Source organism: Pseudomonas sp. MBLB4123, assembly GCF_051904775.1.
Taxonomy (GTDB): Bacteria; Pseudomonadota; Gammaproteobacteria; order Pseudomonadales; family Pseudomonadaceae; genus Aquipseudomonas; species Aquipseudomonas benzenivorans_B.
Genome location: NZ_CP196711.1, coordinates 2,497,184 through 2,512,087, shown reverse-complemented (window position 1 = coordinate 2,512,087; position 14,904 = coordinate 2,497,184). Strand labels below are relative to the sequence as shown.

At 65.3% G+C, this 14,904-nt stretch carries 16 protein-coding genes and 3 tRNA genes; 8 read left to right on the top strand and 11 right to left on the bottom strand.

Annotated elements, in window-relative coordinates:
* Nucleotides 1–118 precede the first annotated feature (118 nt).
* Nucleotides 119–790 carry a hypothetical protein gene (locus ACSX1C_RS11645; RefSeq protein WP_439886269.1) on the bottom strand — a complete coding sequence of 224 codons (672 nt, stop codon included), beginning with the start codon at nucleotides 788–790 and terminating at the stop codon, nucleotides 119–121.
* Between the two features lie 536 nt (nucleotides 791–1,326).
* On the opposite strand from ACSX1C_RS11645, the gene ACSX1C_RS11640 reads away from it, so the two are divergent.
* Entirely contained in the window at nucleotides 1,327–1,572 is a 246-nt protein-coding gene (locus tag ACSX1C_RS11640) for a FitA-like ribbon-helix-helix domain-containing protein (protein WP_369959932.1), read from the top strand.
* Entirely contained in the window at nucleotides 1,569–1,988 is a 420-nt protein-coding gene (locus ACSX1C_RS11635) for a type II toxin-antitoxin system VapC family toxin (protein ID WP_439886268.1), read from the top strand. The genes ACSX1C_RS11640 and ACSX1C_RS11635 overlap by 4 nt, the downstream gene beginning before the upstream one ends.
* Before the next feature lie 83 nt (nucleotides 1,989–2,071).
* On the opposite strand, the gene ACSX1C_RS11630 is transcribed toward ACSX1C_RS11635, so the two are convergent.
* The 10 genes from ACSX1C_RS11630 to ACSX1C_RS11585 all read right to left on the bottom strand — a co-directional run bounded on the left by ACSX1C_RS11630 (nucleotide 2,072) and on the right by ACSX1C_RS11585 (nucleotide 9,194).
* Nucleotides 2,072–2,148, bottom strand: a tRNA-Met gene (locus tag ACSX1C_RS11630).
* 77 nt (nucleotides 2,149–2,225) lie between these two features.
* On the bottom strand, nucleotides 2,226–3,326 hold the full coding sequence (gene ychF / locus ACSX1C_RS11625) for a redox-regulated ATPase YchF (RefSeq protein ID WP_439886267.1): 1,101 nt from the start codon (nucleotides 3,324–3,326) through the stop codon (nucleotides 2,226–2,228).
* A gap of 39 nt (nucleotides 3,327–3,365) precedes the next feature.
* Nucleotides 3,366–3,950, bottom strand: a complete 585-nt coding sequence (pth, locus tag ACSX1C_RS11620) for an aminoacyl-tRNA hydrolase (RefSeq protein WP_439886266.1) — start codon at nucleotides 3,948–3,950, stop codon at nucleotides 3,366–3,368.
* Nucleotides 3,951–4,018: 68 nt separating this feature from the next.
* Nucleotides 4,019–4,648: a 50S ribosomal protein L25/general stress protein Ctc gene (locus ACSX1C_RS11615; protein ID WP_439886265.1), complete on the bottom strand. Its 630-nt coding sequence runs from the start codon at nucleotides 4,646–4,648 to the stop codon at nucleotides 4,019–4,021.
* A 113-nt stretch (nucleotides 4,649–4,761) separates the two neighbouring features.
* Nucleotides 4,762–5,703 (bottom strand): ribose-phosphate pyrophosphokinase, encoded by a 942-nt coding sequence (locus ACSX1C_RS11610; RefSeq protein ID WP_208708453.1) that lies wholly within the window; start codon nucleotides 5,701–5,703, stop codon nucleotides 4,762–4,764.
* A 45-nt stretch (nucleotides 5,704–5,748) separates the two neighbouring features.
* A tRNA-Gln gene (locus tag ACSX1C_RS11605) sits at nucleotides 5,749–5,823 on the bottom strand.
* 54 nt (nucleotides 5,824–5,877) lie between these two features.
* Nucleotides 5,878–5,952: transfer RNA gene (locus ACSX1C_RS11600), tRNA-Gln, on the bottom strand.
* A gap of 25 nt (nucleotides 5,953–5,977) precedes the next feature.
* Entirely contained in the window at nucleotides 5,978–6,844 is an 867-nt protein-coding gene (ispE, locus tag ACSX1C_RS11595) for a 4-(cytidine 5'-diphospho)-2-C-methyl-D-erythritol kinase (protein ID WP_439886264.1), read from the bottom strand.
* Between the two features lie 5 nt (nucleotides 6,845–6,849).
* The gene (lolB, locus tag ACSX1C_RS11590) at nucleotides 6,850–7,467 is read right to left on the bottom strand and encodes a lipoprotein insertase outer membrane protein LolB (RefSeq protein WP_439886263.1); all 618 of its coding nucleotides are present in this window, start codon (nucleotides 7,465–7,467) and stop codon (nucleotides 6,850–6,852) included.
* Nucleotides 7,467–9,194, bottom strand: a complete 1,728-nt coding sequence (locus ACSX1C_RS11585) for a tetratricopeptide repeat protein (RefSeq protein WP_439886262.1) — start codon at nucleotides 9,192–9,194, stop codon at nucleotides 7,467–7,469. Before ACSX1C_RS11585 ends, lolB begins: the two co-directional genes overlap by 1 nt.
* A gap of 186 nt (nucleotides 9,195–9,380) precedes the next feature.
* On the opposite strand from ACSX1C_RS11585, the gene hemA reads away from it, so the two are divergent.
* From hemA to ACSX1C_RS11555, 6 genes are all read left to right on the top strand, one after another.
* Nucleotides 9,381–10,661, top strand: a complete 1,281-nt coding sequence (gene hemA, locus ACSX1C_RS11580; RefSeq protein ID WP_439886261.1) for a glutamyl-tRNA reductase — start codon at nucleotides 9,381–9,383, stop codon at nucleotides 10,659–10,661.
* Nucleotides 10,658–11,740 (top strand): peptide chain release factor 1, encoded by a 1,083-nt coding sequence (gene prfA / locus ACSX1C_RS11575; RefSeq protein ID WP_439886260.1) that lies wholly within the window; start codon nucleotides 10,658–10,660, stop codon nucleotides 11,738–11,740. Before hemA ends, prfA begins: the two co-directional genes overlap by 4 nt.
* 93 nt (nucleotides 11,741–11,833) lie before the next feature.
* Nucleotides 11,834–12,667 (top strand): peptide chain release factor N(5)-glutamine methyltransferase, encoded by an 834-nt coding sequence (gene prmC, locus ACSX1C_RS11570; protein ID WP_439886259.1) that lies wholly within the window; start codon nucleotides 11,834–11,836, stop codon nucleotides 12,665–12,667.
* Nucleotides 12,668–12,674: 7 nt separating this feature from the next.
* Nucleotides 12,675–13,433 carry a molybdopterin-synthase adenylyltransferase MoeB gene (locus ACSX1C_RS11565; RefSeq protein WP_318646294.1) on the top strand — a complete coding sequence of 253 codons (759 nt, stop codon included), beginning with the start codon at nucleotides 12,675–12,677 and terminating at the stop codon, nucleotides 13,431–13,433.
* A complete protein-coding gene (murI, locus tag ACSX1C_RS11560) occupies nucleotides 13,423–14,211 on the top strand; it encodes a glutamate racemase (protein WP_439886258.1) in 789 nt (262 codons plus the stop codon). Before ACSX1C_RS11565 ends, murI begins: the two co-directional genes overlap by 11 nt.
* Nucleotides 14,212–14,330: 119 nt before the next feature.
* A complete protein-coding gene (locus tag ACSX1C_RS11555; protein WP_439886257.1) occupies nucleotides 14,331–14,846 on the top strand; it encodes an acyloxyacyl hydrolase in 516 nt (171 codons plus the stop codon).
* The last annotated feature ends 58 nt before the right edge of the window (nucleotides 14,847–14,904 follow it).

Here is a 14,904-nt window from a genome sequence, read left to right as displayed (position 1 = left end):
CAAGACGCCCCCGAGCTCTGCAGGCAGTAGCACTGCCGTTGGAGTCCGGGGGCGTCTGGGCCGGGCTAGGGCGTCACCCGGCGATCGGTAACCATTCAGCCACTCACTGTGCGGCGGATCAGGCCCCAGCCAGGGCCGGGTTACGCGGCACGGTTGCGAGGGAAAGTTCGCCAACCTGGTTCGCCTCACGCTTCTTCGCCCACTGGGTGAGCAGCACCATCGCGACGAAGCCGCCGACGATCATCACCGGATAGGCGGCGAGGATTTCGGTCAGCGAGTACTTCCAGGACAGCGGGCGACCGACGCCCAGCATCGCGGCATAGAACCAGGAAACCCCCGACAGCGCACCGGCGAACAGGGCGAACAGGCGCATGCTGAAGTTCAACTCGAGCAGCGAGCCGGCCTTCTGCAGGGCGGGCAGCACCAGACCGTGCAGCAGCATGCCGTTGAAGGTCAGCAGCATCACGATGGTGATCTTGGCCTGCAGCTTGGGGTTGAGCAGATAGGACAGGCCGTTGGCATTGATGTCGAGCCAGATGATGGCGATGCCACTGACCCAGAGTACCGCCAGCGCAGCGGACACGGATTTCTGCAGACTCTCCATGTGCTGGCTGTCCTGCAGGTGGGATTTCCCCCCCTTGAACAATTCTTTGATCATCGCGAAATCGCTGCTCAGCACCATGCCGATGGCGACACAGCAAGCGATCAGGTGCGCATACACTATCCCTAGGCGCATAAACTCCATGGTGGTCTTCTGCTCAAACAGCGCAGTAATGACAGTGAAATCCATGGTTGCCTCTTTTATTCAGGTGAGCCGCACAATCAGGGAGCTGTGGGTCATTTAGGGTTTTTACATTTGCAGTTAAGAAACGGGTCCAGTATCGATTCTCGGCCTCAAGATGAGGCGCCCAATCGGCTTACAACCTGGCGAATGAGCCTCTAGTCATTCGATTTCCTCTTTCAAAGGTAAAAAGCTCCCTCTGCACATGACTCGTGCCTGTGAGAAAAAGCTCCTGGGGTTTGCATGAAAGCGAGGCGAATGCCGCCGCCGTCGTCGGGCTACTTTCTGAGCAGCAGGGTTTGGATTTGTTCATTTCTTGATCAAGAAGGGCGACGAACGGTAACGTCTTACGGCGCTCGAACGTGCCGGCCGATCGACCGCGCTCAGCCGGCCCCCACCGTTGGCGGCCTGAGTCCTCCATGACCATGTGCTATGCGCACCTGTCGCCGGATCATCTGGAGTCGGCGCTGCGTTTTCCCCTCTGGTGCAGTGTGGTCATACCCTCGTATGATGTCGACGATTTCAATGCAATCATTGGGGTGGGTATGGCCAGTATCACGATTCGTAACCTAGACGACGACCTCAAGGCACAACTGCGCATCGTGGCGGCGAGTCACGGCCGTTCGATGGAGGAGGAGGCGCGCATGATTATTCGCCAAGCCCTTTCTCGTCAGGACAAGCGCGGTGGCTTGGGTAGCCGTATCCATGCCCGATTCTCCGCCGTGGGCGGTGTCGATCTGGCGCTTCCAGAGCGCAAGGATAAAGCCCGAGCAGCGAGCTTTGATGAATGATCCTGCTTGATACCAACGTACTGTCCGAACTCATGCGAGTGAAGCCTGATCCCCAGGTTTTGGCCTGGGTGGATGCGCAGCCTGCTAGCGAGTTGGTGATCTGCTCGATCACCGTGGCCGAGATCCTGTATGGCATTGCTCGAATGCCGGACGGCAAGCGTAAGCAAGGCTTGTTGGATCTGGCTTCCGCCATGTTCGATGAAGACTTTGCCGGCAACATTCTGCCTTTCGATGCGGATGCCGCAGTGCACTACGCCGAGATAGCAGCAGTCAGTGAGGCGCGGGGGAGGGTAGTGGATATGGCGGATGCGCAGATCGCGGCCATCGGCCGGTTACATGATGCGGTGGTGGCTACGCGCAACATCCGTCACTTCGAGGAGTTGGGCGTCGACCTCGTGAACCCTTGGGATAGTTGAGCGGCAGTAACGGCTGTGGTCACGCCGTAGTCACTACCCCAGAAACGACAAAGGGCTAGCTTTCGCTAACCCTTTGTTTTGTATGGTGGCTACACCGGGACTTGAACCTGGGACATCAGCATTATGAATGCTGCGCTCTAACCGACTGAGCTATGTAGCCAAGTGGCGCGCATTATTCGCGTCAGCGGGCTGGCTGTCAACCCTGTTTCGCGAAAATTTATGCGCGCGATCAAGCGCTTAGACGTTGAAGCGGAAGTGCATGACGTCGCCGTCCTTGACGATGTACTCCTTGCCTTCCAGGCGCCACTTGCCAGCTTCCTTGGCGCCGGCTTCGCCCTTGTACTGGATGAAGTCGTCGTAGGCGATGACTTCGGCGCGGATGAAGCCCTTCTCGAAGTCGGTGTGGATCACGGCGGCGGCCTGGGGGGCGGTGGCGCCGATGCGCACGGTCCAGGCGCGCACTTCCTTGACCCCGGCAGTGAAGTAGGTCTGCAGGTTGAGCAGCTCGTAGCCGGCGCGGATCACCCGGTTGAGGCCGGGCTCCTCGAGGCCCAGGGACTCGAGGAACATGTCCTTCTCCTCGCCGTCTTCCAGTTCGGCGATCTCCGCCTCGATCTTGTTGCACACCGGCACGACCACTGCGCCTTCCTCGGCGGCGATGGCGTTGACCACGTCGAGCAGCGGGTTGTTGTCGAAGCCGTCCTCGGCGACGTTGGCGATGTACATCACCGGCTTGCTGGTCAGCAGGTGGAAGCCCCGGACCAGCTGCTTCTCGTCGTCGCCCAGGGCCTTCATCAGGGTGCGGGCCGGCTTGCCCTCGCTGAAGTGGGGGATCAGCTTCTCCAGCAGGGCCTTCTGCGCCACGGCCTCCTTGTCGCCGCCCTTGGCGTTGCGCTGGACCTTCTGCAGCTGCTTCTCGCAGCTGTCGAGGTCGGCGAAGATCAGTTCCAGCTCGATGATCTCGATGTCGCGTTTGGGGTCGACGGTGTTGGCCACGTGGATCACGTTGTCGTCCTGGAAGCAGCGCACCACGTGGGCGATGGCGTCGGTCTCGCGGATATTGGCGAGGAACTTGTTGCCCAGGCCCTCGCCCTTGGAGGCGCCGGCGACCAGGCCGGCGATGTCGACAAACTCCATGGTGGTGGGGATCACCCGCTCCGGCCGGACTATGGCCGCCAGGGCGTCCAGGCGCGCATCGGGCATGGGCACGATGCCGCTGTTCGGCTCGATGGTGCAGAAGGGGAAGTTCTCCGCGCTGATCCCGGCTTTGGTCAGGGCATTGAACAGGGTGGACTTGCCGACGTTGGGCAGGCCGACGATGCCGCAGTTGAATCCCATGGTGTGTTCCTCGCGGAGGTGAATTCGGTGGAGAGAGGGTCAGGCTTTCTGGCTGTGCAGTTGTTGCATGGCCTTGGACCAGTCGCCGGCGAGCATTTGCGGTAGCACGCCGAGGGCGAAATCGATGCTGGTATCGAGCAGTTCCTGCTCGCTGCGCGGGGCGCGGCCGAGCACGTAGCCGGAGACCATGCTGCTGTGCCCGGGGTGGCCGATGCCGAGTCGCAGGCGGAAGAAATTATTCTGATTGCCGAGCTGGGCGATGATGTCGCGCAGTCCGTTATGGCCACCGTGCCCGCCACCCTGTTTGAGTTTGGCGACGCCGGGGGGCATGTCGAGTTCGTCGTGAGCCACCAGGATCGCTTCCGCAGGGATGCGGAAGAATTTCGCCAGCGCCGCCACGGACTGGCCGCTGCGGTTCATGTAGGTGGTGGGGATCAGCAGGCGAACGTCGCGGCCCTGGTGGTTGAACTTACCCACCAGACCGAAATACTTGCGATCGACGCTCAGGTTGGCGCCCTGGCTGGCGGCCAGGCGCTCAACGAAAAGGGCCCCTGCATTGTGCCGGGTCTGGTCGTATTCGGGGCCGGGGTTACCCAGGCCGACGATCAGTTGTACGGCAGTCATGTCAGGAGCCCTTTCGTGAAAATAGCCCGGCCACCGAAGTGAGCGGGCTGTTTTCGGCGGTGCGAGTATTACTCGGCAGCGCCTTCACCTTCTTCGCTTTCTGCTTCGCTTTCTTCCTTCACGACGCGGGAAGCGTGGATGTTGGCCACGGCCAGGTCGTTACCGTGAGCCAGTGCCACCAGCTCTACGCCCTTCGGCAGGCTCAGGTCGGACAGGTGTACGACTTGGCCCAGCTCGACCTTGGCCAGATCGACTTCGATGAACTCCGGCAGGTCCTTCGGCAGGCAGGAAACTTCCACTTCCGCCAGGGTGTGGGAGATTTCGCCGCCACCTTGCTTGACGCCAACTGCGGTTTCTTCGTTGAGGAAGTGCAGCGGAACGTGGGCGGTCAGCTTCTGGCCGGCGATCACGCGCTGGAAGTCGGCATGCAGGACGAAGCCCTTGGCCGGGTGACGCTGCAGCGCCTTGATCAGTACGCTTTCGTTGGTGCCGGCGACGTTCAGGGTCAGAACGTGGCTGAAAGCCGCTTCGTTTTCCAGCAGCTTGGCGAAATCCTTGGCCAGCAGGCTGATCGATTGCGGGGCTTTCTCGCCACCGTAGATGACGGCAGGAACCAGGCTGGCGTTACGACGCAGGCGGCGGCTCGCACCTTTCCCCAGGTCGGAACGCACTTCGGCATTCAGGGCAAAATCAGTCATTTCATTTCTCCAAAATAACCAAACCGTCCTTCACGCTTGCGACCAGCGACCGGACGGTTGGGCAAAAAGCCCCGCTCGAGGCGGGGCGCATTTCGTTCAGCGCTGATTCCGGGTTAACGGAACATCGCGCTGATCGATTCTTCATTGCTGATGCGGCGCACCGCTTCAGCGACTACCGGGGCGATATCCAGCTGGCGAATGCGCGAGCAGGATTGCGCGGCGGCGGACAGCGGGATGGTGTTGGTTACCACCAGCTCGTCCAGCACGGAGTTCTCGATGTTCTCGATGGCGCGACCCGACAGCACGGCGTGCGTGGCATAGGCGAAGACCTTGGCCGCGCCATGTTCCTTCAGCGCCTTGGCCGCGTGGCACAGGGTGCCGGCGGTGTCCACCATGTCGTCGACCAGGATGCAGGTGCGGCCTTCCACGTCGCCGATGATGTGCATCACCTCGGAGTGGTTGGCCTTCTCGCGACGCTTGTCGATGATCGCCAGGTCCACGCCCAGGGACTTGGCCACGGCGCGAGCACGCACCACGCCGCCGATGTCCGGGGAGACGATCATCAGATTGTCGAAGCGCTGGTCTTCGATGTCGTCCACCAGTACGGGGGAGCCGTAGATGTTGTCGACCGGGATATCGAAGAAGCCCTGAATCTGATCCGCGTGCAGGTCGACGGTGAGAACACGGTCGATGCCTACTACGGTGAGCATGTCGGCCACGACCTTGGCGCTGATCGCCACGCGGGCGGAGCGCGGACGGCGATCCTGGCGGGCATAGCCGAAGTAGGGGATGACAGCGGTGATTCGGGTGGCCGAGGAGCGGCGGAAGGCGTCGGCCATCACCACCAGTTCCATCAGGTTATCGTTGGTTGGCGCGCACGTCGGCTGGATCAGGAAGACGTCTTTACCGCGGACGTTCTCGTTGATTTCAATGCTGATTTCGCCGTCGGAGAACTTACCGACAGAAGCATCGCCGAGGGGGATGTGCAGCTGACGAACAATACGTCGCGCCAGATCGGGGTTAGCATTCCCCGTAAAGACCATCATCTTGGACACGCGCAGTACCTGCCGGCTGAGGGTATACCTGGATGAGTATAGAAATGGCAGGGGCGGCTGGATTCGAACCAACGCATGGCAGGATCAAAACCTGCTGCCTTACCGCTTGGCGACGCCCCTGTATCGTGTGTAACCCAATGCTGTCAGTCGGACTCATCACACCCGTGGTGTTGATGGCAGGGGCGGCTGGATTCGAACCAACGCATGGCAGGATCAAAACCTGCTGCCTTACCGCTTGGCGACGCCCCTACTGATACAACTGACTCTTACGCATTCACTTCTTGGCCAGAGTTGCGAGCTTGCGGTGCAACATCGAAACGTTGCGGCCCTGAGCGACAAAACTCGGCAAAGCGGCTGGAAGTTGGCGGGCGACTTTATCAGCATCGTCCCGGTTTGGGAAGCTCCCAAACACACAAGCTCCAGTGCCGGTCAATCTCGCAGGAACAAATTTGTTCAACAAGATCAGAGCGTTACGAACCTCTGGATAACGCTTCTGGACAACCGGCTGGCAGTCGTTACGACCACCCCCCTCAAGAAGGCTGCGAACTTTAATGGGCGGCGTATCCCGTGTCAACTCAGGGTCGGAGAAAACTTCCGCTGTGCTGACAAGCACTTGCGGAACGGCTACGAGGAACCAGGGTTCGGCGAGCTCGACCGGGGTGAGCTGCTCGCCGACGCCTTCGGCGAAGGCCGCGCGGCCGCGGACGAACACCGGCACGTCGGCGCCCAGGCCCAGGCCCAGCTCCGCCAGGCGGTCCTCGCTCCAGCCCAGCTGCCAGAGGTGGTCGAGGCCGAGCAGGGTGGTGGCCGCATCCGAGCTGCCGCCGCCGATGCCGCCGCCCAGGGGCAGGCGCTTGTCCAGCCAGATGTCGGCGCCCAGCGGGCAGCCTGAGTGCTGCTGCAGTTGGCGCGCGGCGCGCACGATCAGGTTGTTGTCGTGGTTCACGCCGGGTATTGCGCTGTGCAGGCGAATCTCGCTGTCCTCGCGTAGGGCGAAACCCAGCTCGTCGCCGTGGTCGAGGAATTGGAACAGGGTCTGCAGTTCGTGGTAGCCGTCCGTGCGGCGGCCGAGGATATGCAGCATCAGGTTGAGCTTGGCCGGCGCCGGCAACCTCAGCGCGGCGCCTGGGGGTATAGCCATCCCGCTCATTGACCGAGCTGGCGTGGTTGCCAGTCCTTGATCACCAGGGTGACCTGCAGATCGTGGCCGTCGAGTTTGATCCGTTCGGGCAGCCAGTAGCCGTTCTGCTCGGCGTAGCGCAGGTAGTCGACGCGCCAGCCGTCCTGGCTCAGTTGGGCCAGGCGGCTGTCGTCATCCAGGGTCAGGCGGCTCTTGCTGTCCGGGGAGGGCAGGCCACGAATCCACCAGAGCAGGTGCGAGACCGGCAGGTTCAGGCCCAGTTGCTGTTGCAGCAGGGCTTCCGGCGAGGCGGCCTGGTAGCGGCCCTGGTTGGCCACTTCCAGGAGGATCGCCCCCGGGCGCCCGGTCAGGCGGGCCGCGCCGCGGCCCAGGGGGCCGGACAGGCGGATGTCGTAGTAATCCTGGCGTTGCAGCCAGAACAGCGTGCCGCTGCCGGAGTCGCGCGGTGCGCGGATGCCGACCTTGCCGTTGATCTGCCAGGCGTCCAGGGCGCCGACCTGCTGCTTGTGTGCTCGCCAGCGGTCCGGGTCGCCTTGGCCCTCGAGGGCTTCGCGGGAGGTCAGGCCGGCGCAGCCGGAGAGCAGGGCGATCAGGGCGAAGAGGAGAAAGGGGCGTAGCGACATCATAGGGTCTCGGAACCGGTCAGGCGCAGCAGGGTGCTGCGCAGTATGGTGCTGTCGGGCTGTTCCTTCAGGGCGCCGGCCCAGACCTTCCTGGCCTCGCGTTGCTTGCCGCGGGCCCAGAGGACTTCGCCGAGATGGGCGGCGACTTCGTGGTCGGGGAGGCGCTGCAGGGCCTGGCGCAGCAGGCGCTCGGCCACTTCCAGGTTGCCCAGGCGATAATTGACCCAGCCCAGGCTGTCGAGAATGGCCGGGTCGTCCGGGTTGATTCGGTAGGCCTGCTCGATCAGCTCCTTGGCCTCGGCGTAGCGAGTGGTGCGGTCGGCCAGGGTGTAGCCGAGGGCGTTGAGGGCCAGGGCATTGTCCGGTTCGCGCTCGAGAATGAAGCGCAGGTCCTGTTCCAGCTGGCTCAGGTCGTCGCGTTTCTCGGCCAGCATGGCGCGGGTGTAGAGCAGGTTGAGGTCGTCCGGGTACTGCTCCAGCGCTTGGCCGATCAGGTCCCAGGCGGCGTCGGGGCGGTCCTGCTTGGCGAGGGCCTCCGATTCGATCAGGTACAGCTGGATGGCATAGTCGGGCTGGGCCTCGCGGGCCTTGCGCAGGCGCGTGGAGGCCTCGGCGCCACGCTGCTTGGCCAGCAGCAGGTCGGTTTGCCGGGCCTGGGCCGGGAGGAAGTCGTTGCCGGGGCCGACCAGGGCGTATTCGATCAGCGCGCTCTCCGGCTCGTCGATGGCCTCATAGGCGCGGGCCAGGTTGTAGTGGGCGGCATCGACATGGCTGCCACGCTCGACCAGCTCTTCCAGATAGACGATGGCCTCACGCCAGGCCTCGGCCTCCAGGCACACCAGGGCCAGGGAAAAGCGCAGGTCGTCGTCGTCGGGGTGTTGCTGCAGCAGGGTGGTGAACTCGCCCTTGGCGTCGTCCAGGCGGTCCTGCTGGACCAGCAGGCGCGCATAGGTCAGGCGCAGGCGCTTGTCTTGCGGGTGGCGCTCGAGGCCCTGTTCCAGCAGGGGCATGGCTTCCTCGCCGCGCTCGAGCTGTTGCAGCAGGCGCGCCCGCAGCAGCAACGGCGCCACCTCGTCGAGTTTGCTCGCCTGGGTCTCGAGCAGTTTCAGGGCCTCCTCGGATCGTTCGTCCTGCTGCAGCAGCAGGGCCTTGCCGAACAGCAGCTGGCCATTGTCCGGGTGCTTGTCCAGCAGGCGGTCGAAGCTCTGCAGCAGGCCGGCGCGGGTGTCCGGATCGGTTTCCGCGGCGGACAGGGCGAGGAAGTCGAAGTGGGTGTTGCCCTGGCGCAGCAACACGCTTTCCATGTAGTGCATGGACTCGTCGTAGCGCCCGGCGCGAGCCAGCTGCACGGCCGCGGCGCGCTGGGCGTCGAGGCTGTCCGGGGCATTCTTGGCCCAGATCAGCGCGGTATCCAGGGCCGCCTGCTCGGCGCCGAGGTATTCGGCGATGCGGAAGCCGCGCTCGGCGACCCCGGCGTCCTGGGTCGCGTTGGCCTGTTGCACGTAGTTGCCCAGGGCGATGTCGAAGCGATTGCGCTGTCCGGCCAGTTCGGCGGTGAGCAGGGCGAACAGGGTTTCCTTGTCGAAGGAGGCATATACCTTGGGTTCGCTCGCGGCGGCAGGGCTGGCCTCTTCCACCGGCGGGGTGCCGTCCGGCGCCGAAGGGCTGAAGGCTTGGCAACCACCCAGTAGGGCCAGGGCGGTCAGTAACGCGAAGGATCTATTCATAGGGGAAAAGAGGGCTCACCTGCGGTCGGGCCATCATGACACAAGCCGCTGGGCAAGCCCATGGGGCAAGCGTTGCCGGCGGATTGCCGTGGCACTGCGCCTACTGGGACAATAGACGGCGGTGGTTGTTCTCACCTCGGCGACGTAGGACAATTGCCCGCTTCCCTTTCCAGTCAGCGACCTTGCATGGCCTTCATCGCCCTCGGCATCAACCACAAAACCGCCTCGGTGGCCGTCCGCGAACGCGTGGCCTTCACCCCGGAGCAGTTGGTTGAAGCGTTGCAGCAGCTGTGCCTGCGTACCGCCAGCCGCGAGGCGGCGATCCTCTCGACCTGCAACCGCAGCGAGCTGTACCTCGAGCAGGACGACCTGGGCGTGGAGGCGGTGCTGGCCTGGCTGGCCGACTATCACCGGCTCAGCCTCGACGACCTGCGCGCCTGCGCCTACGTGCACCAGGACGACGCGGCGGTGCGCCATATGATGCGCGTGGCCTCCGGCCTGGACTCCATGGTCCTGGGTGAGCCGCAGATCCTCGGTCAGATGAAGTCCGCCTACGCCGTGGCCCGCGAGGCCGGCACCCTGGGACCGCTGCTCGGCCGGTTGTTCCAGGCCACCTTCAGCACCGCCAAGACGGTGCGCACCGATACCGCCATCGGCGAGAACCCGGTGTCGGTGGCCTTCGCCGCGGTCAGCCTGGCCAAGCAGATCTTCAGCGACCTGCACGACAGCCAGGCCCTGCTGATCGGCGCCGGCGAGACCATCACCCTGGTCGCCCGCCACCTGTACGAGCAGGGCGTCAAGCGCATCGTCGTGGCCAACCGCACCCTGGAGCGCGCCAGCAGCCTGGCCGAACAGTTCGGTGCCCACGCGGTGCTGCTCTCGGACATCCCCCAGGAGCTGGTCAGCAGCGACATCGTCATCAGTTCCACCGCCAGCCAGCTGCCGATCCTCGGCAAGGGCGCGGTGGAAAGCGCGCTGAAGCGGCGCAAGCACAAGCCGATCTTCATGGTCGACATCGCCGTGCCGCGCGACATCGAACCCCAGGTCGGCCAACTGGACGACGTCTATCTCTACACCGTCGACGACCTGCACGAGGTCATCGCGGAGAACCTCAAGAGCCGCCAGGGCGCGGCCCAGGCCGCCGAGGAGCTGGTCAGCGTCGGCGCCGAGGACTTCATGCTGCGCCTGCGCGAGCTGGCCGCGGTGGACGTGCTCAAGGCCTATCGCCAGCAGGCCGAGCGCCTGCGCGACGAGGAGCTGGCCAAGGCCCAGCGCCTGCTCGGCAAGGGCGCCTCGGCCGACGAGGTACTGGCCCAGCTGGCGCGGGGCCTGACCAACAAGCTGTTGCATGCACCCAGCGTGCAGCTGAAGAAACTCTCCGCCGAGGGCCGCGTCGATGCGCTGGCCGTGGCCCAGGAACTCTTTGCCCTCGACGAGGGCGTGCCGTCGGACAAAAGCCTCTCATGAAAGCCTCGCTGATCAACAAACTCGACCTGCTGCAGGATCGTTTCGAAGAGCTGACCGCACTGCTCGGCGATGCCGAGGTGATCGCCAAGCAGAGCCAGTTCCGCGCCTACTCCAAGGAGTACGCCGAGATCGAGCCGGTGATCCTGGCGTTTCGCCAGTTCCGCAAGGTGCAGGACGACCTCGAGGGCGCCCAGGCCCTGCTCAAGGACAGCGACCCGGACCTGCGCGAGATGGCCGAGGAAGAAGTGGCCGAGGCCAAGGCCCGGCTGGTCGAGCTGGAGGACAGCCTGCAGCGCATGCTGTTGCCCAAGGACCCCAACGACGGGCGCAACGTCTACCTGGAGGTGCGCGCCGGCACCGGCGGCGACGAGGCGGCGATCTTCTCCGGCGACCTGTTCCGCATGTACTCACGCTATGCCGAGAAGCAGGGCTGGCGGGTCGAGGTGCTGTCGGCCAACGAGGGCGAGCACGGCGGTTTCAAGGAGGTGATCGCCCGGGTCGAGGGCGACAACGTCTACGCCAAGCTCAAGTTCGAGTCCGGCGCCCACCGCGTGCAGCGCGTGCCGGAGACCGAGTCCCAGGGCCGTATCCACACCTCGGCCTGCACCGTGGCGGTGCTGCCGGAGCCGGACGAGCAGGCGGCCATCGAGATCAACCCGGCCGACCTGCGGGTCGACACCTATCGCTCCTCCGGCGCCGGCGGCCAGCACGTCAACACCACCGACTCGGCAATCCGCATCACCCACATTCCCACCGGCATAGTGGTCGAATGCCAGGAGGAGCGCTCGCAGCACAAGAACCGCGCCAAGGCCATGGCCTGGCTCGCCGCCAAGCTCAAGGACCAGCAGGAGGCGGCGGCGCACAAGGAAATTTCCGACACGCGCAAGCTGCTGGTGGGCTCCGGCGACCGTTCCGAGCGCATCCGTACCTACAACTTTCCCCAGGGCCGGGTCACCGACCACCGCATCAACCTGACCCTGTACGCCCTGGGCGAGGTCATGGCCGGCGGCGTCGAGGCGGTGATCGAGCCGCTGCTGGCCGAGTACCAGGCCGACCAGCTTGCCGCCCTGGGCGATTGAGAGTTGTAGGGTGGATGGCGTGTGCTCATCCACCTGAGGTTCCCGCGGTGGATCGATAGCGCGCGATCCACCCTACGTGAGATAGCCGCCCCGATGACCACTATCGAATCGCTGCTCAACACCGCCGCACTGCCCGACTCGCCGACGCCGCGACTGGATGCCGAGCTGCTCCTGGCCCATGCCCTGGGCACGTCGCGCAGCTACCTGCGCACCTGGCCCGAGCGCGAGGTCGAGGCCGAGGCGGCGGCGCGTTTCGGCGCCGACCTGGCGCGGCGCCGGGCCGGCGAGCCGGTGGCCTATATCCTCGGCCATCAGGGCTTCTGGAGCCTGGAGCTGGAGGTGGCGCCGCATACCCTGATTCCGCGGCCGGACACCGAGCTGCTGGTGGAGACCGCCCTGGTGCTGCTGCCGGCCACTGCGGCGGCGGTGCTCGACCTGGGCACCGGCACCGGCGCCATCGCCCTGGCCCTGGCCAGCGAGCGCCCGGGCTGGCGGGTGAGCGGGGTGGACAGGGTGCCCGAGGCGGTGGCCCTGGCCGAGCGCAACCGCCAGCGCCTGCAACTGAGCAATGTCGAGTTCCTCGAGAGCCACTGGTTCGCCGCCCTGGGCGGGCAGCGCTACGATCTGATCGTCAGCAACCCGCCCTATATCGCCGCCGCCGACGGGCACCTGAGCCAGGGCGATGTGCGCTTCGAGCCGAGCAGCGCCCTGGTCGCCGGTGCCGATGGCCTGGACGATATCCGCCGGATCGTCGCGCAGGCCCCGGAGCATCTGCAGTCCGGGGCCTGGCTGCTGCTGGAGCACGGTTTCGAGCAGGCCGCGGCGGTGCGCGAGCTGCTGGCCGGCCGCGGTTTCGCCGAGGTACAGAGCAAGCGCGACCTGGGTGGTCACGAACGCATCAGTCTGGGACGGTTCCATCATGAATGAGCACGATATGCTGAGCGATGACGAACTGCTGCGCTACAGCCGGCAGATACTCCTGTCGCAGATCGACGTCGACGGCCAGCTGCGCCTCAAGCACAGCCGGGTGCTGATCGTCGGCCTCGGTGGCCTGGGTTCGCCCGTGGCGCTGTACCTGGCGGCGGCCGGGGTCGGCGAGCTGCACCTGGCCGATTTCGACGCGGTGGACCTGACCAACCTGCAGCGGCAGATCGTCCACGACAGCCAGGGCATCGGCCGGAGCAAGGTCGACTCGGCCATGGCGCGGCTGGCGGCGCTCAATCCGCAGGTGCGCCTGCAGGCCCACCGCACGGCCCTGGATGCCGACTCGCTGGCCGCCGCGGTGGCGGCGGTGGACCTGGTGCTCGATTGCTGCGACAACTTCGGTACCCGCGAGGCGGTCAACGCCGCCTGCGTCGCCGCGGGCAAGCCCCTGGTCAGCGGCGCGGCGATCCGCCTGGAAGGCCAGCTGTCGGTGTTCGATCCGCGGCGTGACGACAGCCCCTGCTACCACTGTCTGTACGGTCACGGCAGCGAAGCCGAGCTGACCTGCAGCGAGGCCGGCGTGGTCGGTCCGCTGGTCGGTCTGGTCGGCAGCCTGCAGGCGCTGGAGGCGCTGAAGCTGCTGGCCGGCTTCGGCGAGCCGCTGGTCGGCCGGTTGCTGCTGGTCGATGCCCTGGGCTCGCGTTTTCGCGAGCTGCGGGTCAAGCGCGACCCGGGCTGTGCCGTGTGCGGGGGCGGGCGTGGCGAATAGCGCGCCGATCGGGGTGTTCGACTCCGGCGTCGGCGGCCTCTCGGTACTGGGCGAGATCCGGGCCCTGCTGCCGGCCGAATCCCTGCTCTACGTGGCCGACAGCGGCCATGTGCCCTACGGCGAGAAGAGCGCGGAGTTTATCTCCGAGCGCTGCCACACCCTCGCCGGCTTTCTCCTGGCGCAGGGCGCCAAGGCCCTGGTGCTGGCCTGCAACACCGCCACGGTGGCCGGGGTGGCCGAGCTGCGCGAGCGCTATCCGCACCTGCCGATTATCGGCATGGAGCCGGCGGTCAAGCCGGCGGCGGCGGCCACCCGCTCCGGCGTGGTCGGCGTGCTGGCCACCACCGGCACCCTCAAGAGCGCGAAGTTCGCCGCACTGCTCGACCGTTTCGCCGGCGATGTGCGGGTGATCACCCAGCCCTGTCCGGGGCTGGTGGAGCGCATCGAGGCCGGCGAGCTAGACGGCGCGGCGACCCGCGAGCTGCTCCAGGGCTACGTCGCCCCGTTGCTGGCCGAGGGCTGCGACACCCTGATCCTCGGCTGCACCCATTACCCCTTCATCAAGCCGCTGCTGCGTGCCCTGGTGCCCGAGTCGGTCAGCCTGATCGACACCGGCGCCGCGGTGGCCCGGCAGCTCAAGCGGCGTCTCGGCGAGCAGCGATTGCTGGCCGAGGGGCCGGCGCAAGCCGCGCGTTTCTGGAGCAGCGGCGATCCCGGGCGGATGCAGGCGGTGCTGCCGCTGCTGTGGGGCGAGGCGGCCGCGGTGCAGGGGCTTTGACAGCGGCGGGACGGGCTGCTGTTATGCAATTGTCTGCTTGTATTAATAACAATGAGTTCGATACTTTCAGGTGACTGTGCGGGGCGCTCCCGTGACCTGGTGATAAAAGGAAATTTCCGATGAAGAAGTTGTTTGCTTTGGCTGCCCTTGCAGCCTTGATCATGGGGCCGGTGGTGTCGGCGCAGGCGGCCGACGTGACCTTCGCTGTGGGCAGTACCGACGAATCGACCATGGTCTATCGCGTGGGCACCCAGTTCGATTTCAGCAGCCGCTGGCTGGAGAGCTCGACCGGTCACCTGGGCGGCTACTGGGATGCCGGCTACACCTTCTGGGAGGGCGACGAGACGGCCAGCAACCACAGCCTGTCCTTCTCGCCGGTGCTGGTCTACGAGTTCGCCGGCGACAGTGTGCGGCCCTATATCGAGGCCGGCATCGGCGTGGCCTTCTTCTCCAGCACCGAGCTGGAAGGCAGCAAGCTGGGCTCGTCCTTCCAGTTCGAGGATCGCCTCGGTGTCGGCCTGCGCTTCGCCGACCAGGAACTCGGCCTGCGCGCGCTGCACTATTCCAATGCCGGGCTCAAGGAGCCGAACAACGGCATCGAGGCCTATACCCTGCATTACCGCCTGAGCTTCTGAGGGGCGGCCTCAGGTCGCGAAAAACCGGGCCTGGCCCGGTTTTTTTGCGTCTGGCGCT

What these genes read in the sequence shown, in the direction of transcription:
- ACSX1C_RS11645 (WP_439886269.1), bottom strand. Translation starts at nt 790, where the DNA reads ATGGATTTCACTGTCATTACTGCGCTGTTTGAGCAGAAGACCACCATG.
- ACSX1C_RS11640 (WP_369959932.1), top strand. Translation starts at nt 1,327, where the DNA reads ATGGCCAGTATCACGATTCGTAACCTAGACGACGACCTCAAGGCACAA.
- ACSX1C_RS11635 (WP_439886268.1), top strand. Translation starts at nt 1,569, where the DNA reads ATGATCCTGCTTGATACCAACGTACTGTCCGAACTCATGCGAGTGAAG.
- ychF (WP_439886267.1), bottom strand. Translation starts at nt 3,326, where the DNA reads ATGGGATTCAACTGCGGCATCGTCGGCCTGCCCAACGTCGGCAAGTCC.
- pth (WP_439886266.1), bottom strand. Translation starts at nt 3,950, where the DNA reads ATGACTGCCGTACAACTGATCGTCGGCCTGGGTAACCCCGGCCCCGAA.
- ACSX1C_RS11615 (WP_439886265.1), bottom strand. Translation starts at nt 4,648, where the DNA reads ATGACTGATTTTGCCCTGAATGCCGAAGTGCGTTCCGACCTGGGGAAA.
- ispE (WP_439886264.1), bottom strand. Translation starts at nt 6,844, where the DNA reads ATGGCTATACCCCCAGGCGCCGCGCTGAGGTTGCCGGCGCCGGCCAAG.
- lolB (WP_439886263.1), bottom strand. Translation starts at nt 7,467, where the DNA reads ATGTCGCTACGCCCCTTTCTCCTCTTCGCCCTGATCGCCCTGCTCTCC.
- ACSX1C_RS11585 (WP_439886262.1), bottom strand. Translation starts at nt 9,194, where the DNA reads ATGAATAGATCCTTCGCGTTACTGACCGCCCTGGCCCTACTGGGTGGT.
- hemA (WP_439886261.1), top strand. Translation starts at nt 9,381, where the DNA reads ATGGCCTTCATCGCCCTCGGCATCAACCACAAAACCGCCTCGGTGGCC.
- prfA (WP_439886260.1), top strand. Translation starts at nt 10,658, where the DNA reads ATGAAAGCCTCGCTGATCAACAAACTCGACCTGCTGCAGGATCGTTTC.
- prmC (WP_439886259.1), top strand. Translation starts at nt 11,834, where the DNA reads ATGACCACTATCGAATCGCTGCTCAACACCGCCGCACTGCCCGACTCG.
- ACSX1C_RS11565 (WP_318646294.1), top strand. Translation starts at nt 12,675, where the DNA reads ATGCTGAGCGATGACGAACTGCTGCGCTACAGCCGGCAGATACTCCTG.
- ACSX1C_RS11555 (WP_439886257.1), top strand. Translation starts at nt 14,331, where the DNA reads ATGAAGAAGTTGTTTGCTTTGGCTGCCCTTGCAGCCTTGATCATGGGG.